The organism is Providencia sp. TYF-12 (assembly GCF_041344805.1).
GTDB lineage: Bacteria > Pseudomonadota > Gammaproteobacteria > Enterobacterales > Enterobacteriaceae > Providencia > Providencia huashanensis.
The window spans coordinates 3,753,823-3,779,403 of record NZ_CP166833.1 but is presented as its reverse complement, the minus strand read 5'-3'; the positions used below and the strand labels follow the sequence as shown (position 1 = coordinate 3,779,403).

The window sequence follows — 25,581 nt, the reverse complement described above, 5'->3', positions numbered from 1 at the left end:
TAAAAAAGATAAAAACATTCAAATGATATTTGTTCTCATTTTGATTGACCGTCGGTCGGTCGAGTATTATCATGTTGCCATGATCGGGACGAGGAAAATAAAATGAGACGGCTTTTTTTGATCTTAGCAGTTTGTTTAGGCACCTTTATGGCAACGCTAGATATCAGTATCGTGAATGTTGCATTACCAGCTATTGGGCGTGAATTAAACGTGAGTATGTCGATGCTACAATGGGTTATTGATGCTTATGCACTATGTTTATCGGCATTACTTCTTTCTGTAGGGCCAATAAGTGATCGTTATGGGCGAAAGAAAGTATGGTTAATAGGCATTGTCATTTTTACTTTAGGCTCGGCTATCTGTGCATTGTCAACATCCCCTGAAATATTGATTACAGGTAGGGCAATACAAGGGATAGCAGCCGCTGCGTTAATTCCCGGGGCTCTTTCTATAATTTCCCAAGCATTTACCAATGATATTGAACGGATAAGAATTATTGGCATTTGGTCAGCAGTGAGTGCACTGTCTCTGATCATTGGCCCAATTTTAGGTGGTTTTTTAGTTGATAGCTTCAATTGGACAACGATCTTTTGGATCAATATTCCAATCGGGTTGCTGACATTATTATTAGGCTGGTTAGGTATTCAAGAAAGTGCTGACCCTGACAAAGCTGCATTAGACCCAATAGGGCAAAGTTTGAGCATTGTGGCTTTAGGTGGATTAACTTTTGCTTTGATAGAAGCTGGTGAGCAAGGCTGGGGAAATTATATAACACTTAGCGGATTAATTATCTCAGTAATAGCGAGTATCGGGTTTATCTATGTTGAACGTCGCATAGAGAGGCCATTATTGCCGATTTTTCTATTCAAACAGAACCCTTTTTTCTTTCAATATAATATGGCGTCTTTTGCGCTCGGTTTTGCGACTTATAGCAATGTATTTTTTATCGCCCTATTTTTACAAAAAGGACAGGGGTGGGGAGCGTTTGATGCGGGGATAAGAATGGCGCCAGAGTTTATTGCTATGGCTATTTTTTCATTCTCATTTAGTAAACTCTCGCGCTATATGAGCGTCAGAAATCTGATGATCCTAGGCTTTATTTTTATTGCTTTCGCTTCCTTATTATTCACGCGTGTTAATTCTGAAACAGCCTATCCTCCGATTGCGGTGATATTATTTATATTAGGTGCAGGGATGGGAATGTCGACGCCTGCAATTGGTGCATTAGTGATGGCTAGTGTTGAAAAAGCCTATTCGGGAATTGCATCCGCGGTTATGAATGCATTGCGGCAAACTGGTATGACGTTAGGAATTGCTTTGTTAGGGACATTAATGACCCAGCATGCCATTGGTAAATTACGCCATGATGACAGGCTAGTTGGTATCCTATCGGTACAGGAAATCGAACAGTTGATTCAAACTTCCTCTCGCGTTCCATCTTTGTTTATTGAGCAAATTACTCGGTCAGCCTTTGTGTCCGGTTTTAATTTGGCGATGTTAGGCGGAGCAATGGCTATTCTGGCAACATTATGCCTAATGGTAAAAGTGAGGTGGGCTAAATAGTTTTATGGTGAATTAGTATGCATAAAAAAACACCTGCCGAAGCAGGTGTTAAATAATAAATTATTCATCAAGGAAGCTGCGTAGCACTTCTGAGCGGCTTGGATGACGTAATTTACGTAATGCTTTTGCTTCAATCTGACGAATACGCTCACGGGTAACGTCAAACTGTTTACCGACTTCCTCAAGGGTGTGATCGGTATTCATATCGATACCAAAACGCATACGTAGAACTTTCGCTTCACGAGCAGTTAAACCTGCTAATACTTCATGAGTTGCAGAGCGTAAGCTTTCCGATGTCGCAGAGTCTAAAGGCAGTTCTAAAGTGGTATCTTCAATAAAATCACCTAAATGTGAATCTTCATCATCACCGATAGGCGTTTCCATTGAGATTGGCTCTTTAGCAATCTTCAGGACTTTACGAATTTTATCTTCCGGCATTAGCATGCGTTCTGCCAGTTCTTCTGGCGATGGCTCACGGCCCATTTCTTGCAGCATTTGACGAGAGATACGGTTCAGTTTATTGATAGTTTCAATCATATGAACCGGGATACGGATAGTACGTGCTTGGTCAGCGATTGAACGCGTGATAGCCTGACGTATCCACCAAGTTGCATAAGTTGAGAACTTATAACCACGGCGATATTCAAACTTATCAACGGCTTTCATCAGACCGATGTTACCTTCTTGAATGAGGTCAAGGAACTGCAAGCCACGGTTGGTATATTTCTTCGCGATAGAAATAACCAAACGCAAGTTCGCTTCAACCATCTCTTTTTTCGCACGGCGCGCTTTTGCCTCACCGATAGACATACGACGGTTGATATCTTTCACCTGTTCAATCGTCAGGCCTGTTTCTTCTTCAATATGACGCAATCTTTGTAAACAACGCAGGATTTCTTCTTCAACTTCAATCAGTTTTTCAGACCAAGGTTTGTTCATCGCTTTTGCAGCGGTTAACCAAGTCTCACTTGTTTCATTGCCGCTGAATAAAGTGATGAAGTTTTTCTTTGGCATTTTGCATTGTTCAACACACAGTTTCATGATGGTACGTTCTTGAGTACGAACTCTATCCATCATTTCACGCATGTTATTGACTAAGTAGTCAAATTGTTTTGGTACTAAGCGGAATTCTTTGAACACCTCTGAAAGCTGTTCAATGGCTGCCGCTGTTTTCGCATCACTACGACCATATTGCTTAATATGTTGACGCGTTTTTTCGTATTGCTCACGAAGGTCAGAGAATTTTTGGCGAGCTAATTCAGGGTCGATGCTGTTATCGTCCTCTTCTTCTTCCTCTTCCTCTTCTTCGTCTTCTTCGTCTTTATCTAATTCTTCTTGTGGCAATTCAGAACCAACATGTGTTGCTGTTGGTGCGAGGTCTTCTTCCGCATTAGGGTCAACAAAGCCAGTGATTAAGTCAGATAAACGACTTTCACCTGCTTCAACGCGGTCGTATTGCTCAAGAAGATAAGTGATAGCTTCAGGATATTCAGCCACAGAGCACTGAACCTGATTAATCCCATCTTCAATACGTTTTGCGATGTCGATTTCGCCTTCTCTGGTGAGAAGTTCGACAGTCCCCATTTCACGCATATACATGCGCACTGGGTCAGTTGTACGGCCAATTTCACTTTCAACACTGGACAGCACTTGTGCAGCGGCTTCTGCTGCATCTTCATCAGTATCGGAAGTATTCTCAGCCAAAATTAAATCATCGGCATCAGGTGCTTCTTCCATGACCTGGATGCCCATGTCATTAATCATCTGAATGATATCTTCGATTTGATCTGAATCGACGATATCTTCCGGCAGATGGTCGTTGACCTCGGCATAGGTTAAGTAACCTTGCTCTTTACCCTTGGTTACGAGTAGCTTAAGCTGCGACTGCGGGTTTTGCTCCATAAGACGGTATCCACACTTCTGAGTATTTAGATTGGTGTCGGTCGGCGAAACATTCGGCCAACAAGAACATACAAAGGGAACATTTATTATTTCGCTACGCCCTTTATTTTTCGTAGCGTTTTACAGGCATCTGCCTTGTGTTTATCGGCACTTAAGCCGTTTTAAATATTAATTCTGTCTTGGTTATATTATGTTTTCACTCTTGAGAGAGTGATTAAGCGGACTTCTTCGCGCTCTTCTGGGGTCAGCCCTTCAGTTCGTTCTTTTGCTATTAAATAGTCGAAACGTTCGTCAAGTGCGCTATTAAATAGATGATTTAAGGCATCTATAAAGGTATTTTCCGCTATCTCCTCTATTTCTATATCGTTCCATGTTGCTAGTTTTTCAAGCTGTTTCGAAAATTTATTATCACGATAACGCTCTAGCAACTGCCCAGTAGTCATCCCGGGGGTGGAACGGCATACATCAACCAATTCCTGAAATAGAGAAAGCCCCGGCATTTGAATATGGGCAATTCCCTCCAATGAGGGAACGAGTTCCGAAAAGTTCGGATTTTGTACCAACAGCGCGATTAATATTCGCATTGTGGTTGGTTTTAATTTTGGTGCCTGATAGTTAACTGGTTCTTTGCTCTCTCTATCAATCATAGCAAGAACCTGAGAAATATCCGGTATACCAATAAAATTTCCTAGCTCTTGAGCCATATAAAGGCGCAGAGTTTCGCCCGGTATCTGTTTAATCAATGGGATAGCAAGTTTACTAAATTTTGCTTTCCCTTCTTGAGTTTTCAGGTCAACTTGTGGCACAAGTGAATCAAATAAAAATGCAGAAAGTGTTTGAGCATCTTTCATGCGTTGCTCAAAAGACTCTTTACCTTCTTTGCGTACTAATGAATCGGGGTCTTCACCATCGGGTAAAAACATAAAACGAAGTTGGCGGCCGTCAGTTAGATAAGGAAGAGCTGTTTCCAGCGCCCGCCATGCAGCTTCTCGGCCAGCTCGGTCTCCATCATAACAGCAGATAACAGTATCTGTAGAACGATAAAGTAGCTGAATATGTTCTGATGTTGTCGATGTTCCCAATGAGGCAACCGCGTAGCGGATATCATACTGGGCAAGGGCAACAACATCCATATAACCTTCAACAACCAACAACTTAGCTAATTCATTATTATTTTGTGTCGCTTCATATAGGCCAAATAACTGACGGCCTTTATGGAAAATATCTGTTTCGGGGGAGTTTAAGTATTTAGGTAATGCATCCCCTAAAACCCGCCCACCAAATGCAATCACTCGACCGCGCCTATCCCTAATTGGGAACATGACCCGCTCTCTAAAGCGGTCATAGATTCGGCCGTTATCATTGGTCACTAACATGCCTGCATCATCAAGCTGTTTGCGACTTTCTGGGTTTACTGCGAATTTCTTGAGTAAATTATCCCACCCCGCAGGGGCGAAACCAATTGAAAAATGCTCAATAATTTCGGCACTTAAACCACGTTGGCTTAAATAATCTATGGCTTTACTAGCCGAGGGATGATTTAAGGCAGCGCAGTAAAATTGATTAATTTTCTCCATCAACTGATACAGGTTTTGCCGTTGATGTAGTTCTATTTGGCTTGCTCCAGTCCCTTTTTCATAAGGTACATCAAGACCATGCAGTGCTGATAGTTCTTCAATTGCTTCGACAAAATCAAGTTTGTCATAATTCATTAAAAAATCGATAGCGTTGCCGTGGGCTCCACAACCAAAACAATAATAAAACTGCCTTTCACTGTTAACAGTAAAAGAAGGGGTTTTCTCATTATGGAACGGACAACAAGCGTGATGATTTTTACCCTGTTTTTTTAACGGGACTTTTGCATCGACTAAATCAATGATGTCTGTTCTTGCTAACAAGTCATTGATAAATGAACGCGGAATTCGTCCAGCCATAAGCCTCTTTTTCGCCTGTTGATGAACGATAATAAGCCGCGCTTCCTTGAGGAAAGCACGGCCTTTAACTGCTTAGCTATTTACTACTACGAAAACTGAGTGACTACGAGAGAAACTAAAGTTTTGTATTAGCTATCGTCTACTTATGAATGCGGTTTTCACCGCAATCAACTAGTACAGACGAGTACGGCGTGCGTTTTCGCGAGCCAGTTTCTTAGCGTGACGCTTTACAGCAGATGCTTTAGCGCGTTTACGTTCAGTCGTTGGTTTTTCATAGAATTCACGACGACGAACTTCAGCTAAAACCCCTGCTTTTTCACAGGAACGTTTGAAACGACGTAGTGCAACGTCGAATGGCTCGTTTTCACGTACTTTAATTACCGGCATGTGCCTCTCACCTCAATAGAAATCGGTTTGTTGCTGGTATTGATTCACCAGCCTTCATTTAAAATGGTGCGGAATTTTACTTCAATGAGTACGGGTTTGTAAAGTGCCGTATAAAATTGAATCACACAAGATCACCTGATTTGTTGCTTGTTCGATGAAAAAGTAAACAAAACCAGATAATAATGAGAATTAGCCACACGAAATTTTTATTACAGGGGGCTGATTATAGACTATACAGCAATGAAAGTCAGCCTTTTGACAACATTAATTACGCGATTGAGCGAAAATAGTGATAGACTTGCGGTCATGCAATAAACAAGGGTAGTGCAATGCGTGTTTTAGGTATCGAAACCTCTTGCGATGAAACTGGTATCGCAATCTATGATGATGAGCTTGGCCTAATGGCTAATCAATTATACAGCCAAATTAAAGTGCATGCCGATTATGGTGGCGTAGTACCGGAGTTGGCTTCCCGTGATCATATCCGTAAAACAGTCCCTCTGATTCAGGCCGCGCTGAAAGAAGCTAACCTGACTCGTGAAGATATCGATGCGGTAGCTTATACTGCTGGACCAGGGCTGGTTGGTGCTTTAATGGTGGGGGCAACGGTTGGCCGGTCATTGGCTTTTGCATGGAATGTGCCTGCGGTAGCCGTTCATCATATGGAAGGCCATTTGCTAGCGCCAATGCTAGAAGAAAAAAGCCCAGAATTTCCCTTTGTAGCACTCCTTGTTTCTGGTGGGCATACCCAATTAATAAGCGTGACAGGGGTCGGTGAATATGCGCTTCTTGGTGAATCTATTGATGATGCAGCAGGTGAAGCGTTTGATAAAACAGCTAAATTACTAGGTTTAGACTATCCTGGTGGCCCCGTTTTATCTCGTATGGCACAACAAGGCACCGCAGGGCGTTTTGTGTTTCCAAGACCAATGACGGATAGGCCTGGGCTTGATTTCAGCTTTTCAGGTTTAAAGACCTTTGCAGCAAATACGATCCGTGAAAATGCGGATGACGACCAAACCCGAGCTGATATTGCTAGGGCTTTTGAAGATGCGGTAGTCGACACTCTCGCAATCAAATGCAAACGCGCGCTGGAGCAAACGGGGTTCAAACGTTTAGTGATGGCCGGTGGGGTGAGTGCCAACCGAGCGTTAAGAGCAAAAATGGACGAGGTCTTGAAGCAGCGTGGGGGCGAAGTGTTTTATGCACGTCCTGAGTTTTGCACCGATAACGGCGCGATGATTGCACTAGCCGGTCTTATCCGCTTGAAAGGGGGGGCAAGCACAGGGTTAGGTATTACAGTGCGCCCACGTTGGCCACTTGCTGAACTACCTCCGCTAGAAAAATAATATTAGGGCTGCTGTGCAGCCCATTTGTTATCCCTCAAATATCAATGTAAGACAGTAACCGCTTCTTCTAATCGAATTGAACGCCCTTTGACCATGTTCGACGTTTCTGTGCTTTGTTCAACTAACAATGTGCTTTGCTGCGTAATGGTTTCTAGTTCACTAACGGCTTGTGTAATGTCAGCAATGCCAGCGGCTTGTTCAGAAGTGGCTTGGCTAATATGCGTAATTAATTGAGTGACATTTTGTATCTGGTCGACGATATCTTTCATCGTGTCACCAGCGGTGTGCACTTGTTCTTTCCCTGAGTTAACTTTCTTTTCGCAATCGTTAATGAGTTCACGAATATCATTCACTGCGCTAGCACTGCGGCTTGCTAGGCTACGTACTTCATTAGCAACCACAGCAAAGCCTTTGCCTTGCTCACCTGCACGAGCGGCTTCTACAGCGGCATTTAGTGCTAATATGTTGGTTTGAAAAGCGATATCTTTGATGACATCGGTGATTGAATTAATTTTACTTGTACTGCGGACAATTTCATCCATGGTATCAACAACAGCTTCCATCATCGCGCCACCGCTAACTGCGGTTTCGCTGGTTGCATTAGAAAGCTGATCAACTTGAACCGTGTTGTCTGCATTCATTTTTACGGAAACTGCCATTTGGTTCATAGTAGCAACAGTTTGTTGCATATAACCGACTGTTTGCTGGGTATGGGTATCTAGCTCATGGCAATCGGAAACTAAAGATTCACTGCCTTTTCGTACACTATCCACTTGTGCAGAGACATCTTTGATTAACCAGCGACATATTAGCCCCAATTGGCCGATTGAGCGTAAAACCAGCCCTATTTCATCGGTACGTTGCATATGGTGAATGCTATGGCGTTCGCCTCGAGCAATACTTAAAGCCTGTGTCGCAATGTTTTCCAGTGGTTTAGCGAGCATTCTTTCAAAGGCAATATTGCCAATAATTAGCGTAATAAGTGTACAAACACTGGCGATGGTAAATGGCAGCGCTTGTAACCCAGCTAAGCTCGCTATGACTAGCCAAAATATCAATAGTAAACTCATGGTTAATCGAATGCGCCAACGTGTAGAAAAAGTGGAGAAGTGAAACGGCATTTTTTTGGAAAGCACAAGCCCCTTAACTATTTTACGCTGACATTTATTTCGATTCATTGCGGCATAGAGCGGTTCAACAGTCGCAATTTCTTGGCGAGTCGCGCGTGTTCGGATCGACATATAACCTGTAATTTTGCCTTGACGTTTAATCGGGACGATATTGGCTCTAACCCAGTAGTGATCGCCATTTTTACGTCGGTTTTTGACAATGCCGGTCCAAGGTTCTCCTTTTTTTAATGTGGCCCACATATCAGCAAAAGCTTCTTTAGGCATATCGGGATGACGAATAATATTGTGAGGACGTGTTAATAATTCATCTAATTCATAGCCACTGACTTGCACAAAAAAATCATTAGCACTAACAATGTTGCCTTGTAAATCGCTAGTAGTCATTAACGTGATGTTTTCGTCTAACATATGTTCATTTTGAGTGATATAAGGGGTTCTGCTCATATAAATACCATTATTATTGTTTAATTTTGCTTTTATATAGTCGACACTTTTTAAATATTCCTTAGTAATAAATTTGCAATAAATTAACTTTTTATTAAAAGTGTGCGCTAGTTATGGCAAAAATGTAACGCAGCACAAATTGCTGCCAGTACAGTTTTAAGGTGAGATATAACCCTGCTGTTATTATTCGGTGTTTTAGGCAGTCTGTGATGAAAATGAAACGATAAAAAAAGAGCTGAATTTTCAGCTCGTTTTTATCATGATAGAAAAGAGGGGGGATTAATCGTCGAGTTCTTGTTCTTTGGCTTCTTGGGCAATTTCTTTATTGGTTTTTTGCTTTTTATTTTTTAGTTTTTGCCAAATCCGGCTTTCTTGACCGCGCCAAAGACGTTGTATGTTGCCATGATGGCGCACAAGGACTAAGCAAGATAACATTGCGACAGGGAAAGTAAATTCAGGCTTAAACCACCATACGTAAAATGGTGCCAGTAGCGCACTCACAATTGCCCCTAATGAGGAATAGCCGCTTAGCAGTACAGTGAGTAACCATGTACCAGCGACTAACCCAGATAAGTCCCAACCAATAGCAGCAATTGAGCCAAAAGCGGTAGCAACGCCTTTCCCGCCTTTAAAATGGAAGAAAACAGGATAAATATGCCCAAGGCAAGCTGCAATTGCGACAAACCCAAGATAGAATGGTTGCACATTTAAATAATAAGCAAGCCAAACTGGGACCATACCTTTTAATACATCGCAAATAAGAACAGCAGCAGCGGCAGCTTTGCCACCGACACGTAATACGTTAGTTGCACCGGGGTTACCAGAGCCGTGTTGACGGGGATCGGGTAGTCTCGCCAAACGGCAGATCAGTATCGCACTCGAAACTGATCCACATAGATAGGCGAAGATTATCATGCCAAGCGCGGTTGCACTCATAGCTAACTCCAAAAACGGTTAAGGCCATATATTCACTTCAGCCTTGGATAATACGCATATTTTTGCCGAAGTGGTATCAATTCAGTACATAAATGAGAAAATGACGTGATGGATATCGTATTTATTGAACAATTATCAGTCATCACCACGATAGGTGTATATGACTGGGAACAAGATATTGAACAAAAATTAGTGCTCGATATCGAAATGGGATGGGACAACCAACGCGCGTCTATGAGCGATAATGTTGAGTACTGCTTGGATTATGCACAAGTCAGCCAAGCCATTATCAGCTATGTAGAGGAAAATAAATTTGGTTTAGTCGAGCGAGTGGCTGAAGAAGTCGCTCAGCTCTTATTGACTCAGTTTAAAAGCCCATGGGTACGAATCAGGGTGGCTAAGCCGGGCGCAGTCGCTCGCGCACGCCAAGTGGGGGTAGTAATCGAAAGGGGAATTAAAACCGCTTAAACGGCGACTGGCGGTGTTATACCGCCAGTATGACCATGGCTTACTAAGCTATTACCATTATTTGCTGTTGTTTCTGCCAATCTTGCACAGCTTGAATACGCTGCCGTGTTAGTTCTTGGCGAATTTCCGGCCCTGTAAACCCTTGTTCAATAATCGGTTTGACCTCAACAGCACGCACAATGGCAAATGCTTGTCTAAGAAATTCTCCTTGTGGATAGGCTTGTTGCTCAAGGCCTAATCTGCCTCTTGCATCGGCTTCACTGATTAAACTTAATTGCGTAATTCGTTCAGGTTTGCGCCAACTATCTAATCCGTCCATAACCGCAATTAAATCATTTGCAGGTAGCTTATTGATAATATGAATTTTATCATGGTAGCGAGCTGCAAGGCGAGCCAGATCACGGGCGCTACTAGGCACCCTCAATCTATCACAAAGTTTTTCAATGAGTACGACTCCATTTTCCCCATGATTAGGATGACTGGGCCAAACGGAAGGGGGCGTTAATGCTTTACCTACATCATGGCAGAGCGCAGCAAAGCGAATATCGATATCATCAGATAAGGTTGCGATAACCTTCATGACCATCAAGGTATGAACCCCTGTATCAATTTCTGGATGCCATTTTTCGGGGGCGGGAACACCAAATAAGCCATCAATTTCCGGAAAAAGGACGCGAAGTGCACCGCATTGACGCAATACGTCGAAATAAACTTGGGGTGAGCTTGATTTCAGTGCTTTTTCTGTTTCTGCCCAAACACGTTCAGCGGTTAGGTGGCTTAATTCCCCCGTTGCCGCCATAGATTGCATTAGTGCTAAAGTTTCAGGTGCGATAGAGAAACCATATTCGAAATAGCGTGCAGCAAAACGGGCTACACGCAATACCCGTAACGGGTCTTCTGAAAATGCACTAGATACATGACGTAATAACCGGTTTTCTAAGTCTTTGATGCCGTTAAACGGGTCAATAATTTCGCCAGAATCACTTTGTGCCATTGCATTAATGGTTAGGTCTCGTCGTAATAAGTCATCTTCAATGGTGACATCCGGGGCGCTATAACAACTAAAGCCAGTATAGCCAGCGCCGGTTTTACGCTCAGTTCTGGCTAGCGCATATTCCTCATGAGTTTTCGGATGCAAAAAAACGGGGAAATCTTTCCCTACTTGTTGAAAACCTTGCTCAAGCATAGCTTCTGGGGTTGTACCAACTACCACAAAATCCCTATCAGAAATAGGAAGACCAAGGAGTTGGTCCCGCACGGCGCCACCAACGAGATAAACTTGCATATTAATGACCTTTGTTACATCCAACCATTATTACGTTTTTTACGACGAGGGATGATGTGAGGTAAAATCAAACCAAAAACTAACCCCGCTCCAGCAACGCCTCCACCATACATAAACCATTGTAAAATCAACTCACGGCGGCGATCATCCAAGTTGACCTCTGCTATTTCCAGTTTTTTACCTGATTTAATTAATTCATTTTTTAGTTTTTCATTTTCAGCTTTTAGCTGGTTAACGATATTGTCGTTATCCGCCACTTTTTGTTGCATTTCTGCGGTACGGGTATTCCATGTATTGTCAATGCTATCTAATTGTTGACGTAGTTTTTGATTTTCAGCCTCTAATTCAGGAATACGCGTTTTCATGCTTGGGGTATTACTTAATTGGTCTACAGGTAGCCAAACAGTTCTGCCTTTTTGATCTTTGATTTGCGCAAATTTATTATCTGTGGAGATCAGCTCAACCGTTTCTCCCGCATTAAGTGTGCCAACAATGCGGTAATTTGTACCAGGGCCACTATGAACGTAAGTTGATAGGTCATCTGATACATAACGTTTTTCTGCTGCGTGTGCATTTAAGGAAAGGCCTAGCCCCATGAGTGAAATTAATAATAATGGAATTTTTCGCATGGTATTTACAGTCTTTTGTGGTGAGTGAATTTTATATTCATTGAATACTAATAAGTAAAGTGTGTAGGTGCAAACTCTAAACATCGATGTATTCATGCTCTAAAGGATAATGAGAACTATCCTAACTGTCTAAATTACACTTCTTTTTATCTCATTTACAATATAACTCTCTGAAAGAAATGTAATAGGTAGAATTTTTGATTTATAGATAGTTTCTTTTCTCTGCTTGGCTTGATTGGGGTAATATGATGGCAGTGAAATAATCAATTAAGGATATGTATGAGCCACGTAGAGGTTGAACTCAAATTAGCCGCAAAAGGGTGTGCAATCGAGGCTGTTCGCCAGTGTATTTCTACACTTTCCCACCAATACAGTGAGCCAACTAAGTTAACCAATATCTATTTTGATACAGAAAAAAGACAATTGCGTCAATGGGATATGGGGTTACGCATCCGCGGTTGTGATGGTCGCTACGAAATGACGATTAAAACAGCGGGGCAGGCAATTGGTGGGCTACATCAACGCCCTGAATTTAATGTTGATATTGATTCGCCAGAGCTTAACTTAGCGGCATTTCCAACGGAAATTTGGCCGGAAGGGACGGATGTCGCTCAGCTACAATCTGAACTTAGTATACTTTTTAGTACTAATTTTACCCGTGAAAAGTGGCTTGTCACGTTTGAAGATAGTGAAATTGAGGTTGTTTTAGACCAAGGTGAGATTTCTGCCGGAGCAAAAGATCTACCCATTCAAGAGTTTGAATTGGAACTTAAAAAAGGCTTTATCGCAGACGTACTCAATCTAGCCAAAAAAATTGCCGATATTGATGGCCTTCACCTCTCATCTATCAGCAAAGCAGCCCGAGGTTACTCATTGATTAACCCGACTACTACACCATTAACACGGCCGGATGCCATATTTGATTACGAAGAACAACCTATTGAAAAATCATTGACTCATATGCAGTTACTTTGCCAGCAACACGAAGCATATTGGTTAGCTGGTGAAAGTGATGCTCGGCAGGGTTTTTCTGAGTTTTTGCGTTTTGTGCAAGCCTTTTTAGTTCATTATCAAAATTCTGCGCCTCACTTTGTGCACGATACGCCGTTAGAACAGTTGCGTTTAGATATTGCGAATGAAGCCATCAGTGCTGAGGATTTTTGCTATAGTAGCCAATGGTTAAAGTGCAAATTAGCCTTTATTCAATGGCTAAGTGCTTTAACTTATCAAGAAGCTCAATAAGGTATTGATAAAATGCTCTCTTTTCCTAATTTGCTGCGAGCCCAAAGTGAACGTGTTTTAAGTCAAATAGCCGAACAAGCTCATGAGTTACTGCCCTTAAATGAGCAAGAAACCCAAGTGCTTACGTTCAGTGATTTTGTATTTCAGCAGGTTTTAGCGCATTCGCGCTTTTTACTTGAAATTCGTTCTCAACCTCCGAAAGCCGATGAATGGAAAAGTTACGCAACATGGTTAGCGCAAGAAATGTTGCCCGTCACGGAGGAAGAGCATTTGATGCAGGTGTTACGCACATTTCGTCATCATATGTTAGTGCGTTGCGCATGGATGCAAATATTAGAGATAAGCACCCAAAAAGAGACAATTTATCAATTAAGTGTATTAGCAGAAACACTGGTTGTTGCTGCTAGGGATTGGCTGTATCGGGAATATAGCCAATCTTGGGGAACGCCTTGTAACCTTGAAGGAAAGCCGCAGCCATTATTAGTGCTAGGCATGGGTAAATTAGGTGGCGGGGAACTTAATTTTTCATCTGATATTGACCTGATTTTTGCGTATCCTGAAAACGGTGTAACCCAAGGTGGCCGAAAAGAGCTAGACAATGCACAGTTTTTTACGCGTTTAGGGCAAAAATTAATTCGGGTACTTGACCAAGTCACCGCACAGGGTTTTGTGTATCGGGTTGATATGCGTTTGCGGCCATTTGGTGAGAGTGGCCCGTTAGTTTTCAGTTTCTCAGCCCTTGAAGATTATTATCAAGAACAAGGACGAGATTGGGAACGCTATGCGATGGTCAAAGCTCGGATTATGGGGGCTGACAGCCTTCATTATGCTCAAAGTTTACGTAAGCTTTTGCGTCCTTTTGTCTATCGCCGCTATATTGATTTTAGTGTGATCCAATCGCTGCGTAATATGAAAAATATGATTGAACGGGAAGTTCGGCGTCGCGGGTTGGTGAATAACATCAAATTAGGTGCAGGGGGGATACGTGAAGTTGAATTTATCTCACAAGTTTTTCAGCTTATTCGCGGAGGGCGAGAGCCTGTTTTGCAGTCGCAATCCTTATTTACGACTTTGCAAGGTATACGCGAATTAGCACTATTAACCGACGATCAAGTCGATACTCTGCAAGATAGCTACCTTTTTTTGCGTAGAGTCGAAAATTTACTGCAAAGTATTGATGACCAACAAACTCAAACACTTCCTGATGATGATTTAAACCAAGCGCGTTTATCATGGGGAATGGGTTACAGCGATTGGCAAACATTTTATCATGTGTTGAGCCAAAAAATGGCCGCCGTCCATCTCATATTTGCCGAGCAAATCGGTCAGGACGATGAAGATGAAGGTTCAGATACCTTCAATGAGATTTATATTACACTTTGGCAAAGCGAGTTATCGAAAGAAGAGTTAGCGACATATTTGCCATCTAAAAATGAAGATGTCGCGCAAAAAATAATCCATGGCATTTTAATGTTTCGTCATGATCTTAACAAGCGCACCATTGGCCCTCGAGGGCGTGATGTGCTTGATGATTTAATGCCTAAATTATTAGCTAAAGTTGGTGAGCGTGACGATGCAGGTCAGGTGATCGAACGGATGACACCATTACTATTAAGTATTGTCAGCCGTACTACTTACCTTGAACTAATGCTTGAATTTGATGAAGTTTTGACGCATGTCATTCGCTTATGCGCAGCATCGCCGATGATAGCAGAACAACTTGCTCGTCACCCATTATTACTGGATGAACTACTTGACCCACAATCTTTATATCAACCCCTACCATTAACCGCTTATCGTGATGAATTGCGCCAATATTTAATGCGAATTCCTGAAGAAGATGAGGAACAGCAACTCGAAGCGCTACGTCAATTTAAGCAAGCACAGTTATTACGTATCGCAGCCGAAGATATTTCAGGTGTATTGCCAGTCATGAAAGTGAGTGATCACTTAACTTACTTAGCTGAAGCGATTATTGATGCGGTTGTTCATCAAGCTTGGCAAAAGATGGTAAGGCGCTATGGCGAACCTGCGCATTTAGCGCAGCAAGATAAAAAACAATATGGTTTTGCTGTGTTAGGTTATGGGAAGTTAGGGGGATGGGAATTAGGCTATAGCTCTGACTTAGACTTGGTTTTCTTATTTGACTGCCCATTAAATGTGGTCACAAATGGTGATCGTTCCATTGATGCACGGCAGTTTTATTTACGTGTTGCCCAATGCATTATTCACCTATTTAGTACTAGAACCGCTTCAGGTGTTTTATATGACGTTGATGCGCGCTTAAGGCCGTCTGGTGAGTCAGGGATGTTGGTAAGCACAATCCAATCTTTTGATGATTACCAAAAAAATGATGCTTGGACGTGGGAACATCAAGCATTAATACGCGCTAGAATGGTATTTGGTGATGCTAATTTACAGCAACAATTCGCGTTAACTCGCCATGAAACTCTTTGTATGCCTAGGGAACCACAAGTCTTGCAACAGCAAGTACGTGATATGCGATTAAAAATGCACCAACACTTAGGTAGCCACCAAGACGATGAATTTGATTTAAAAGCGGACCCTGGAGGGATCACCGATATTGAGTTTATTGCTCAGTATTTAGTCTTACGGTTTGCTTCACAAAATGCAGCATTGACGCGTTGGTCGGATAACGTCCGTATTTTCGAACTAATGACCCAATATAACATTATGTCAGAAGATGAAGCGGCGGCGTTAACTTATGCCTATGTCACAATGCGTAATGAATTACACCATTTAGCCTTGCAGTCATTGCCAAGCCGAGTCAACATCAGCCAGTTTGCTGAAGAACGCCAGCAAGTTTTAGTCAGTTGGCAAAAATGGTTAGGTGAGTAAACACTGACAGCAGTTTACGGCATTTTATTTAGCTAAACAGCGCAATATGCTAGTATTGTTGCAAATTATTATCAGACTTTTTGAAAACTGGAGTGCAGGATGAAAGTAACTCTTCCGGATTATAAACAAGCCGGTGTGCTAGTAGTGGGTGATGTGATGTTAGACCGTTATTGGCATGGTCCTGCAAACCGAATTTCACCTGAAGCCCCTGTTCCTGTAGTTAAAGTGACCATGGTAGAAGAGCGCCCTGGTGGTGCAGCTAACGTTGCTATGAATATTGCGTCATTAGGCGCAAATTCCCGTCTTGTTGGCTTGACGGGTATTGATGATGCTGCGAAAGCACTCACTGAAAATTTAAATGCAGTGCAAGTACGTTGTGATTTTGTTGCGATCCCAACGCATCCGACGATCACCAAATTGCGTGTATTATCGCGTAATCAGCAATTGATCCGCCTTGATTTCGAAGAAGGTTTTGACAATGTTGATGCTCAGCCGATGTTAGAGCGTATTGAACAGGCGCTACCGCATATTGGGGCGCTTGTGTTATCAGACTACGCAAAAGGGGCTTTAACCCATGTCGAAAAGATGATTGCTTTAGCAAATAAAGCAGGCGTGCCTGTCTTGATTGACCCAAAAGGAAATAACTTTGAGCGTTATCGAGGTGCCACGTTACTGACACCAAATATGTCAGAATTTGAGGCCATCGTAGGGCCTTGTAAGAACAATCAAGATGTTGAAGAAAAAGGTATGAAGTTGCTTCAATCTCTGGATCTAACGGCTTTATTAATCACTCGTTCAGAGCAAGGGATGAGCTTAATTCGTCGTGATGAAGCCCCATTGCATTTACCAACCCAAGCGCAAGAAGTGTTTGATGTCACGGGGGCGGGTGACACAGTGATTGGGGTATTAGCTGCTTCAATTGCTTCTGGTCGTCCGTTACATGAAGCATGCGCACTCGCTAATGCTGCGGCAGGTGTTGTAGTCGGGAAATTAGGGACTTCAACCGTTTCACCAATTGAATTGGAAAATGCTATCCGTGGTCGTGCGGATACTGGTTTTGGCGTAATGACCGAAAGCGAATTAAAACAAGCAGTTGCTAACGCAAGACAGCGTGGTGAACGGGTTGTTATGACCAATGGCTGCTTTGATATTTTGCATGCGGGGCATGTATCTTATTTAGCAAATGCACGTAAATTAGGTGATAGATTGATTGTTGCAGTAAATAGCGATGCATCTACTCGTCGTTTAAAAGGAGAGACTCGGCCTGTAAACCCATTAGAGCAACGCATGGCAGTACTTGGAGCATTAGGCGCCGTTGATTGGGTGGTTCCCTTCGAAGAAGATACACCACAACGCTTAATTGCAGAGGTATTGCCGGATATCTTAGTCAAGGGTGGTGATTATCAACCAGAAGATATTGCGGGCAGTGCTGAGGTGTGGGCTGCGGGAGGTGAAGTTAAAGTGCTTAATTTTGAAGATGGTATCTCAACAACCAATATCATTAAAAATATTATGAAAACCAGCTAATTGATTATTTACGAGTGATAAACCTCACTTGGGTGTTTGAAACCCAGTGAGGTTTTTTTGTTTTTTAATGACTATTCGTTTTTGTCTTCGCTAAAATGGGCTTCTAATGCGCTGACGCGCTGTTCCATTTTGGCTAATTTTTCACGGGTGCGTAATAAAACTTGAGTTTGAATATCAAATTCTTCTCGGCTGACTAAATCCAGTTTACCGAGCTGTGACTGTAAAAGAGAACGCAGCTTTTTATCAAAGTCTTCGCCTAGATCACGTACGCCTTGTGGTAATGCACCTTGGATTTGGCGTGCCACCTGTTCCAGTTTTTTCGGATCGAGCATTCGCGGGTCCTTAATTAATCAAAAAATAATTATTAGTAGTGTAATGCCTCTTGTCGCGGTAATAAACCTTTTTCCACGCCATACTGAGAGCTATCACTGCGTTGGTCACTTTCTGCGACTCTAAACACAAACAATCTCTACTCCCAAGTGATAATGCCCTTTTCTCTTTTAGTCACAGAGAATGGAAAAATAAATAGAGCAGTGAAATTAACCTTTATAACGCTAAGTTTTTATTCATGTTTTTTGACTAAAAGTGTGAGTTGTTCGCCAATTTTGATCTTCATCGTTGCGCACTTGAATTATTGGCGTTATATTAATTGCGTTTATCTCAGGGCGGGGTGTAAGTCCCCACCGGCGGTAACATGCAACGCGCATGAAGCCCGCGAGCGCTTTATCATTTTGTGGTAAAGGTCAGCAGATCCAGTGTGAATCTGGAGCCGACGGTTATAGTCCGGATGGGAGAGAATTAACTGTATCTGCATGTTTGTGCGGTGTTGCACAATATTGTTCTGCATACCTGAATGAGTTGATAGCCATCTTGGCTATTTGTTTATTCATCATTTCTCGTACTCCTAAGACTGCCTTGATTCTGGTAACTAGTTAATAACTATTTAAGAGGTTTTTTACCATGGATCATACGCTACTTTCCGAATTCGGTAATCCTATCGAACGTGTTGAAAACGCTATCGAGGCTCTGCGCCAAGGTAAAGGTGTCCTTGTTCTTGACGATGAAGATCGTGAGAATGAAGGGGACTTAGTGTTTGCCGCAGAAACTATGACAACAGAACAAATGGCATTTACCATTCGCTATAGCAGTGGGATTGTTTGCCTTTGTATCACTGAAGAACGTCGCAAGCAGCTTGAGCTGCCAATGATGGTGGAAAATAACACAAGCCAAAATCAAACCGGTTTTACTGTAACAATTGAAGCTGCCAAAGGGGTTACCACTGGGGTTTCTGCCGCAGACCGTATCACAACTATCCGCGCAGCAATTGCAGATAAAGCAGTACCTTCAGACTTAAATCATCCAGGCCATGTATTCCCATTACGCGGTCGAGAAGGCGGCGTATTAACTCGCCGTGGTCATACAGAAGCATCTATCGACTTAGCCACTATGGCTGGTTTCAAACCCGCGGGTGTTCTGTGTGAGTTAACTAATGACGATGGTTCTATGGCACGTACACCAGATGTTGTCGTCTTTGGTAGACAGCATGGTTTAACCGTTGTGACGATTGAAGATTTAGTTCAGTACCGTTTGCAGCAAGAGCAAAAAAAGAAAGCTAGCTAATCCTCATCATATTTCGAGGAGTAGGTAAATTTCGAATATCACCTAAATAGCGATATTGGTTATTTAGGTAATAAGTAGTCTGTTAAGCATATAGAATCATATTGAGGCCATTGAGTTGCACACCTTGATGGCCTTTTCAAATTTTTTGATGATCATCCTCATAATTAGCCCACTGTGTTTTTTACTAAACGGCGTATGCTGTAATAAGAAACTAATTGAGGTGGAGTCAAATCATCATGTCGGTAAATACGTCTGTCGTACAAACTAAACTCCCTGCTATTTTTATTGGTCATGGCAGTCCAATGAATGCGATTGAAGACAACCCTTATACTCAAAAATGGGAACATCTTGGTAAAACTTTACCGCGGCCCACTGCGATATTGGTGATTTCAGCGCATTGGTATACACGAGGGACAGCAATTACTTCGATGTTAAAACCTAAAACGATTCATGATTTTGGCGGTTTTCCTGAAGAGCTCTATCAGGTTGAATATCCTGCTCTGGGTTCACCTGAATTGGCGCAGCAGGTTGCTGACTTATTATCCCCTGAACCTGTTTACCTTGATACCCAAGAGTGGGGACTGGATCACGGGACATGGGAAATCTTAGTGCGTATGTATCCAAAAGCAGATATTCCTGTGGTTCAATTGAGTATCGATGCAACTAAACCTATGGCTTGGCACCATGAATTAGGCAGAAAACTGTCTGTTTTAAGGGAGCATGGGGTGCTAATTATGGGAAGCGGTAATATTGTCCATAACTTACGAGCAATGAATTGGCAGAATGCACAAGCAGAGCCGTATCCATGGGCTATTTCTTTTGAGCAGTTTGTCTATGACAACCTACAAAGCCGTGAGCTGCCTCATCCATTAACAAATGGTTTAGAGCGGGAGGACGGTAAGCTATCTAATCCCTCGCCAGAACATTATTTACCTATTTTGCCAATACTGGGAACATGGGATGGAAAAGAAAAAATTAGTATACCTATAGAAGGGATTGTTTCTGGATCATTGAGTATGATGTCAATTCAAATTGGTTAACTTGTTGTTATATCTTCGCATAATAAAAAAGCTCAAACTATATTAGAAAGTTTGAGCTTTTTGCGTTTTAGTGATTGATGATAACTAATCGATGATCGTATGTGGGTAAAAACGCGATAGATCTTGAGTGATCAGTTCTTTATCTTCACGGATGCAGATCCCCGCAGGTTGGTCATTCACTAGCCAACTGCCCACTAAGGTATAGCTACCTTCAAATTGTGGAAGAGGGTGGAACTGCTGAATAATCATACCTTCTTCACCATATGGGCCATCAGCAGCAGCAATTTCTTTGCCATTTTCGATGATACGAATATTGGCTCCTTCACGAGAAAAAAGCGGTTTAATAACGTATTTATCGAGTTCAGGTTGTGTTTTACCATCGGCAAAATAAGCCGGTAGTAAATTAGGGTGATCAGGGAACATTTCCCATAACATTGGGAGTAAGGCTTTGTTGGAAATAATGCTTTTCCATGCAGGCTCTAACCAACGAACACCTGCATCCTGTAGTTTGGTTGAGAAAATTTCTCTTAGCATAAATTCCCACGGATATAATTTGAACAGATTACTAATAACCTGATCTTGAGTATCCGAAAACTCACCTTTTTCACCTAGGCCAATTTCATCAATATATAAGAATTCAGTGGCTACGCCAGCTTCGTTAGCACAGTCTTGAAGATACTGAACAGTACCTCTGTCTTCTTCGGTATCACGACAGCAAGACATATGCAGTAGACGGAAACCGTATTGATCTTTAAGTTGAGTAAAACGCTCGATCAACTGTTCTTGAATACTATTAAATTGATCTGCATTTTCTGGTAACTTGCCAGCTTCGATTTGATCTTCAAGCCAAATCCATTGGAAAAATGCAGATTCATATAATGACGTTGGCGTATCTGCGTTATTTTCAAGTAGCTTTGGTGGGTTAACCCCATCGTAAGCAAGGTCTAACCTTGAGTACAAGGACGGTTGTTCACTTTTCCAAGAGCTACGAACAAACTCCCAACAATGTTTGGGAATTTGAAAGCGAGCCATTAATTCATCACTTTCTACTACGCGTTCGACAACTTTTAAGCACATTTGATGCAACTCTGCCGTTGCATCTTCGATTTCTTCAATTTGTGCCATTGTGAATTGATAGTAGGCATCTTCTGACCAGTAAGGTTCACCATACATAGTATGGAATTCGAAACCAAACTCAGAGGCTTTTTCACGCCAATTCGGGCGTTCGACAATAGGAACTCGTTTCATTACTTATCAACCACCCATTGAACGGGAAGATGAAGTGGATTTCGCAGAAGAAGATGAACGTTGTGCCATTGCTTGTTTATTCACTGTATCACCAAAACCACCGCGTGTGACGGTTGATGTTGTTGGTGGCTTAGGTGCCATGGCCGTTTTAGGTACGCTCATTGAACGACCACCAGCAACGGCTGGGCCGTAACTTTTACCCGTGGCATCAACAAACTTACCGTTAGCTGGGCTAGCTGGGTTTTTTGAACTAAACAATGGTTGGGAAGCCGCGCTACCACCCATCATACGGCCCATCATGTAACCCATCATTAATGGCATCCACATGCTGCCACCGCTGCTTTGTGCTTGTGCGGTTTGTTCACCATTAGTAGAACCCGTCCCTGCTATACCTGCTTGAGCAGGAGCTTGGGTACACATTGACTCACCAAACTCAGCAATACAATCAGCTTGGGTTTCATATTTTGGCGCTGTTTTGGCTGCTTCTTGTAGGGCATTGTTGTAAGCAAGAGTACATTGTTCTGCTTGTGATGGATTAGCTTGGCTGCAATCCTGTGCATTGGTATACAGTGATACGGTTTCATCACTTTCTTCACAAGCTGAAAGCATAAATACCGCACTGACGGCAACGGCAACTGGTGCCATACGATATGAGCGCCAAGACTTACGGAATGCGCTTTGATTAATATTTTTGGTACGCTTCATGGTCATGGTAATTACCCTGAATATAATTAAGTAAGATGTTATTTAGGTTACCTCTAGGATAGGGGATAACCGCTGAAAATTAAAGCAGAAATACAGGGGAAATAAGCTGATTTTATCATTTTTGTCGCTTCCCCTCTATTTTTTGAGGATTGAATATACACAGTTACAGTAATAATTAGCTAATTTCATTAAATATCAGTACATTAATTACTGTTTGTTTTTTGTGCTATTGTGCAATAACCCTAGTGAGAATAGGCTGAAATTTCTAATTAAGGTAATTTAAAAGTAGTTATAAATCACCTAAGCTGGCTAAAACGGGCAATTTAACAGATTAGTACCGGAAATATATGGCCTTTTGCAGAAAAAAATAACCCGCTAAAATAGCGGGTCATTGTACCACTTAAGCACCAACCAAAAATTTAGTTAATAGCTGGCGCATTGGTATTACGGATGATACTACTTGGCGCAGTTGATATTTCTTTGCCTAAATTTGCATTTAGACGCGCAATATCATCTTCATTTAAAGTACCACGAGCAAATTCAATGTTGAGTTGGTTAATCATATAATCATAGCGTGCATTAGATAGATTCTGTTTTGCTTGGTATAGGGCCGTGGTGGCTGTTAATACATCAACGATAGTACGTGTACCAACTTGATACCCAGCTTCCATCGCATCTAATGAGCTTTGTGCAGAAACAACGACTTGTTTATATGCATTGATGCTACTGATTGATGAAGATACGTTGTTAAATGATGAGCGAACTAATTGAACGACGTTACGGTATACTGTTTCGAGTTGTTCACTCGCACCTTGGAAACCATATTGCGCTTGTTCAACTTGTGAACTAGTCGCACCACCTTTATACAGTGGGATACTCAAGGTTAAGCCAACGCTGTTTTGCCCGTTATAACTATTACGTGCACCAGAAAGACCTGTGTATGGGTCGCTATAGCCACTACCATGTTGGTAGTTATTTGTCACACTGGTTGATGCGCTCAGACCAACTGTAGGCATATGACCAGTTTCTGCTAAGCGAATATTTTCACGCGAAACATCTTGTGCTAAACGTGCACTTAGCAGATTAAGGTTACGTTCTTCTGCTTCTTTTAAAATCGCGTTGATATCGCCTAATTCAGTGGTTTTAAAGCGATCAATATTCAAAGAAGCAAGTTGGCTATAATATACGCCGCTGACTTGACGCAGTTTTTCAATCGCATTTTCTAAGTCGTTACGGCCTGCAACTTCTTGTGCAATCACGCTGTCGTAGTTTGCACGAGCGTTTTGTACATCCGTAATCGCCACTAACCCAACATTAAAACGTTGTGTTACTTGATCTAATTGACGGTAAACAGCTTCTTTATTTGCTTCGATGTATGATAATGCGTCAATCGCTTTCAACACATTAAAATAGGCGGTTGCGGTATCTAAGATCAGTTGTTGCTGGCTGGTTTGATACGTCACATCGGAAATACCCGCTGTTTTTTCTTGAATCGACAATTGACGCCATATCGACATATCAAAGACGACTTGCGTTAATTTTAACGTCGCATTTAAGCCCGTACTTTCAGTATTTCGCGCATCGCGGTAACCGCTTCCGTAGCTAGCACCAGCATCTAACCCTAATTGTGGTAGTAATGGGCTACGAGATTCATTAATTTTTTCAAAAGCTTGGTTACGTTCAGCTAATGATTTTCTTAATTCGGGGTTACTTTCTTTAGATTTTTTGTAAACCTGCAGTAAATCTTCTGCGTAGCTATTGGTACTGAGACCCACAAAACTCATCGCAATAAAAAGGGGAAGCAGTTTCTTCATTTTGATTCCTTGATTAAACAGCAAATTAAGTTGAGTCTGCGGTCTAAAACGTACCATGCCTAAATGAGTTGTAGGTATCAAATTATGCGTTTTAGAGAGCCAATAAAACAGACCCTATTGTTGCTCTTCGATTTGAATAATGGCGCACATTGTAACAGAGTATCACTTGTGTTAACGGTAGCCTTTTGTGCCATTTTGTCTTAATTTCATTAAACATTACCTCATCTGAGGTTAAAAAGCCTTAAAAACAGTTTTAATCCACAATTATTTCCTTAATATGGAAATTAATAGTTTTGGGAAATGCAATGACAAATAAAATAAAACAGCCAATTAAATATGGCAAAAATGATGTCGAAATTATATCCAAGCGTAAATTATTTAATGGTTTTTTTCAAATGATTGAGTACCGATTTCGTCATCGTCTTTTTGCAGGCACGTGGAGCAATGAAATCCGTCGCGAAGTATTTGAGCGTGGCCATGCAGGGGTTGTTTTACCTTATGATCCACAAACGGATAATATCGTTTTAATTGAACAAATTCGTTTCCCTGCCATAGAAACCAGCGCAACACCTTGGTTACTTGAGGCTGTCGCAGGGATGATTGAGGAAAACGAATCACCCGAAGATGTTATTCGTCGAGAAGCCATGGAAGAGGCAGGGTTAGTGATTGGCCGCGCCGAAAAAGCGCTAAGCTACCTTTCTAGCCCAGGCGGTACAACTGAGCGTATGCATGTATTTATTGGCGAAGTAGATAGCCGCCAAGCAAAAGGTGTCCATGGGCTAGCATCAGAAAATGAAGATATTCAAGTGCATGTGGTAAGCCGAGAACAAGCTTATCAGTGGGTGGAAGACGGGGTTATTGATAATGCGGCGACAGTAATCGCCATTCAATGGTTGCAGCTTAATTATCACAAGCTTCGTGGAAAATGGATGAAACAGTTTTAAATAACAATTAATCTAGTGAAGTGTGTGCTAATTAGCAGATATTTAACTAATTACTCGTCATACTTCAAGCTGCAAGTGTGTTGGCCGCGCTTCGCCACCCAAGTCACATACTGGTGTATGCTCCTTGGGATAGCTCAGCTTGCCGCCTTCTTGCAACTCGAATTATTTAGAGTAATTCGAGTAAGTTAAAAATTATGCTTTAAGGTGATTGCAGCGAGGCAAGGCGCACTAAAGCAAGGAGTACAACAAGCTGCAAGTGTGTTGGCCGCGCTTCGCCACCCAAGTCACATACTGGTGTATGCTCCTTGGGATAGCTCAGCTTGCCGCCTTCTTGCAACTCGAATTATTTAGAGTAATTCGAGTAAGTTAAAAATTATGCTTTAAGGTGATTGCAGCGAGGCAAGGCGCACTAAAGCAAGGAGTACAACAAGCTGCAAGTGTGTTGGCCGCGCTTCGCCACCCAAGTCACATACTGGTGTATGCTCCTTGGGATAGCTCAGCTTGCCGCCTTCTTGCAACTCGAATTATTTAGAGTAATTCGAGTAAGTTAAAAAT

22 protein-coding genes and 1 riboswitch are annotated in these 25,581 nt (G+C 42.1%); of the genes, 11 read left to right on the top strand and 11 right to left on the bottom strand.

Annotation, left to right across the window (positions count from 1 at the left end):
• The first annotated feature begins 102 nt into the window (after nt 1-102).
• On the top strand, nt 103-1,563 hold the full coding sequence (locus tag ABE954_RS17605) for an MFS transporter (protein WP_042846060.1): 1,461 nt from the start codon (nt 103-105) through the stop codon (nt 1,561-1,563).
• 60 nt (nt 1,564-1,623) lie between these two features.
• On the opposite strand, the gene rpoD is transcribed toward ABE954_RS17605, so the two are convergent.
• The 3 genes from rpoD to rpsU form a co-directional block, all read right to left on the bottom strand.
• Nucleotides 1,624-3,465, bottom strand: coding sequence for an RNA polymerase sigma factor RpoD (gene rpoD, locus ABE954_RS17600; protein WP_042846059.1), 1,842 nt, complete (start codon nt 3,463-3,465; stop codon nt 1,624-1,626).
• Nucleotides 3,466-3,653: 188 nt separating this feature from the next.
• Complete coding sequence (gene dnaG / locus ABE954_RS17595) at nt 3,654-5,399, bottom strand: DNA primase (RefSeq protein ID WP_042846057.1); 1,746 nt, start codon at nt 5,397-5,399, stop codon at nt 3,654-3,656.
• A 171-nt stretch (nt 5,400-5,570) separates the two neighbouring features.
• Nucleotides 5,571-5,786 carry a 30S ribosomal protein S21 gene (gene rpsU, locus ABE954_RS17590; RefSeq protein ID WP_001144069.1) on the bottom strand — a complete coding sequence of 72 codons (216 nt, stop codon included), beginning with the start codon at nt 5,784-5,786 and terminating at the stop codon, nt 5,571-5,573.
• A 329-nt stretch (nt 5,787-6,115) separates the two neighbouring features.
• Here rpsU and tsaD point away from each other — a divergent pair, with 329 nt between their 5' ends.
• Complete coding sequence (tsaD, locus tag ABE954_RS17585; protein WP_042846055.1) at nt 6,116-7,135, top strand: tRNA (adenosine(37)-N6)-threonylcarbamoyltransferase complex transferase subunit TsaD; 1,020 nt, start codon at nt 6,116-6,118, stop codon at nt 7,133-7,135.
• A gap of 41 nt (nt 7,136-7,176) precedes the next feature.
• Here tsaD and ABE954_RS17580 read toward each other — a convergent pair whose 3' ends face one another.
• Together ABE954_RS17580 and plsY are read right to left on the bottom strand one after the other, a co-directional pair.
• On the bottom strand, nt 7,177-8,709 hold the full coding sequence (locus ABE954_RS17580) for a methyl-accepting chemotaxis protein (RefSeq protein ID WP_371025638.1): 1,533 nt from the start codon (nt 8,707-8,709) through the stop codon (nt 7,177-7,179).
• Between the two features lie 279 nt (nt 8,710-8,988).
• Entirely contained in the window at nt 8,989-9,645 is a 657-nt protein-coding gene (gene plsY, locus ABE954_RS17575; protein WP_042846052.1) for a glycerol-3-phosphate 1-O-acyltransferase PlsY, read from the bottom strand.
• Nucleotides 9,646-9,753: 108 nt separating this feature from the next.
• Between plsY and folB the strand changes: the two genes are divergently transcribed.
• Nucleotides 9,754-10,113: a bifunctional dihydroneopterin aldolase/7,8-dihydroneopterin epimerase gene (gene folB / locus ABE954_RS17570; protein WP_042846051.1), complete on the top strand. Its 360-nt coding sequence runs from the start codon at nt 9,754-9,756 to the stop codon at nt 10,111-10,113.
• 43 nt (nt 10,114-10,156) lie between these two features.
• Here folB and ABE954_RS17565 read toward each other — a convergent pair whose 3' ends face one another.
• Nucleotides 10,157-11,398, bottom strand: coding sequence for a multifunctional CCA addition/repair protein (locus tag ABE954_RS17565; RefSeq protein ID WP_371025637.1), 1,242 nt, complete (start codon nt 11,396-11,398; stop codon nt 10,157-10,159).
• A gap of 14 nt (nt 11,399-11,412) precedes the next feature.
• Nucleotides 11,413-12,027, bottom strand: coding sequence for a TIGR04211 family SH3 domain-containing protein (locus tag ABE954_RS17560; protein ID WP_042846399.1), 615 nt, complete (start codon nt 12,025-12,027; stop codon nt 11,413-11,415).
• Between the two features lie 279 nt (nt 12,028-12,306).
• On the opposite strand from ABE954_RS17560, the gene ABE954_RS17555 reads away from it, so the two are divergent.
• From ABE954_RS17555 to hldE, 3 genes are all read left to right on the top strand, one after another.
• Nucleotides 12,307-13,269 (top strand): inorganic triphosphatase, encoded by a 963-nt coding sequence (locus ABE954_RS17555; RefSeq protein ID WP_166686932.1) that lies wholly within the window; start codon nt 12,307-12,309, stop codon nt 13,267-13,269.
• Nucleotides 13,270-13,281: 12 nt separating this feature from the next.
• A complete protein-coding gene (gene glnE / locus ABE954_RS17550) occupies nt 13,282-16,128 on the top strand; it encodes a bifunctional [glutamate--ammonia ligase]-adenylyl-L-tyrosine phosphorylase/[glutamate--ammonia-ligase] adenylyltransferase (RefSeq protein ID WP_166686933.1) in 2,847 nt (948 codons plus the stop codon).
• Nucleotides 16,129-16,227: 99 nt separating this feature from the next.
• On the top strand, nt 16,228-17,655 hold the full coding sequence (hldE, locus tag ABE954_RS17545) for a bifunctional D-glycero-beta-D-manno-heptose-7-phosphate kinase/D-glycero-beta-D-manno-heptose 1-phosphate adenylyltransferase HldE (RefSeq protein WP_042846046.1): 1,428 nt from the start codon (nt 16,228-16,230) through the stop codon (nt 17,653-17,655).
• A 71-nt stretch (nt 17,656-17,726) separates the two neighbouring features.
• On the opposite strand, the gene ABE954_RS17540 is transcribed toward hldE, so the two are convergent.
• Nucleotides 17,727-17,987: an accessory factor UbiK family protein gene (locus tag ABE954_RS17540; protein WP_042846045.1), complete on the bottom strand. Its 261-nt coding sequence runs from the start codon at nt 17,985-17,987 to the stop codon at nt 17,727-17,729.
• Between the two features lie 321 nt (nt 17,988-18,308).
• A riboswitch (FMN riboswitch) is annotated at nt 18,309-18,458 on the top strand.
• 157 nt (nt 18,459-18,615) lie between these two features.
• Here ABE954_RS17540 and ribB point away from each other — a divergent pair.
• Together ribB and ygiD are read left to right on the top strand one after the other, a co-directional pair.
• On the top strand, nt 18,616-19,275 hold the full coding sequence (gene ribB, locus ABE954_RS17535) for a 3,4-dihydroxy-2-butanone-4-phosphate synthase (RefSeq protein WP_042846043.1): 660 nt from the start codon (nt 18,616-18,618) through the stop codon (nt 19,273-19,275).
• A gap of 236 nt (nt 19,276-19,511) precedes the next feature.
• Nucleotides 19,512-20,315 carry a 4,5-DOPA dioxygenase extradiol gene (ygiD, locus tag ABE954_RS17530; RefSeq protein WP_129466398.1) on the top strand — a complete coding sequence of 268 codons (804 nt, stop codon included), beginning with the start codon at nt 19,512-19,514 and terminating at the stop codon, nt 20,313-20,315.
• Nucleotides 20,316-20,399: 84 nt separating this feature from the next.
• On the opposite strand, the gene ABE954_RS17525 is transcribed toward ygiD, so the two are convergent.
• The 3 genes from ABE954_RS17525 to tolC form a co-directional block, all read right to left on the bottom strand.
• Nucleotides 20,400-21,563, bottom strand: coding sequence for a glutathionylspermidine synthase family protein (locus tag ABE954_RS17525; RefSeq protein WP_042846031.1), 1,164 nt, complete (start codon nt 21,561-21,563; stop codon nt 20,400-20,402).
• Nucleotides 21,564-21,569: 6 nt separating this feature from the next.
• Nucleotides 21,570-22,274 (bottom strand): DUF1190 family protein, encoded by a 705-nt coding sequence (locus ABE954_RS17520; RefSeq protein ID WP_042846030.1) that lies wholly within the window; start codon nt 22,272-22,274, stop codon nt 21,570-21,572.
• Nucleotides 22,275-22,687: 413 nt separating this feature from the next.
• Nucleotides 22,688-24,082 carry an outer membrane channel protein TolC gene (gene tolC / locus ABE954_RS17515; RefSeq protein ID WP_042846029.1) on the bottom strand — a complete coding sequence of 465 codons (1,395 nt, stop codon included), beginning with the start codon at nt 24,080-24,082 and terminating at the stop codon, nt 22,688-22,690.
• Between the two features lie 305 nt (nt 24,083-24,387).
• On the opposite strand from tolC, the gene nudF reads away from it, so the two are divergent.
• From nudF to ABE954_RS17500, 3 genes are all read left to right on the top strand, one after another.
• Nucleotides 24,388-25,026, top strand: a complete 639-nt coding sequence (nudF, locus tag ABE954_RS17510) for an ADP-ribose diphosphatase (RefSeq protein WP_042846028.1) — start codon at nt 24,388-24,390, stop codon at nt 25,024-25,026.
• Nucleotides 25,027-25,230: 204 nt separating this feature from the next.
• Complete coding sequence (locus tag ABE954_RS17505) at nt 25,231-25,377, top strand: hypothetical protein (RefSeq protein WP_166732483.1); 147 nt, start codon at nt 25,231-25,233, stop codon at nt 25,375-25,377.
• Between the two features lie 34 nt (nt 25,378-25,411).
• The gene (locus ABE954_RS17500; RefSeq protein WP_166732483.1) at nt 25,412-25,558 is read left to right on the top strand and encodes a hypothetical protein; all 147 of its coding nucleotides are present in this window, start codon (nt 25,412-25,414) and stop codon (nt 25,556-25,558) included.
• The last annotated feature ends 23 nt before the right edge of the window (nt 25,559-25,581 follow it).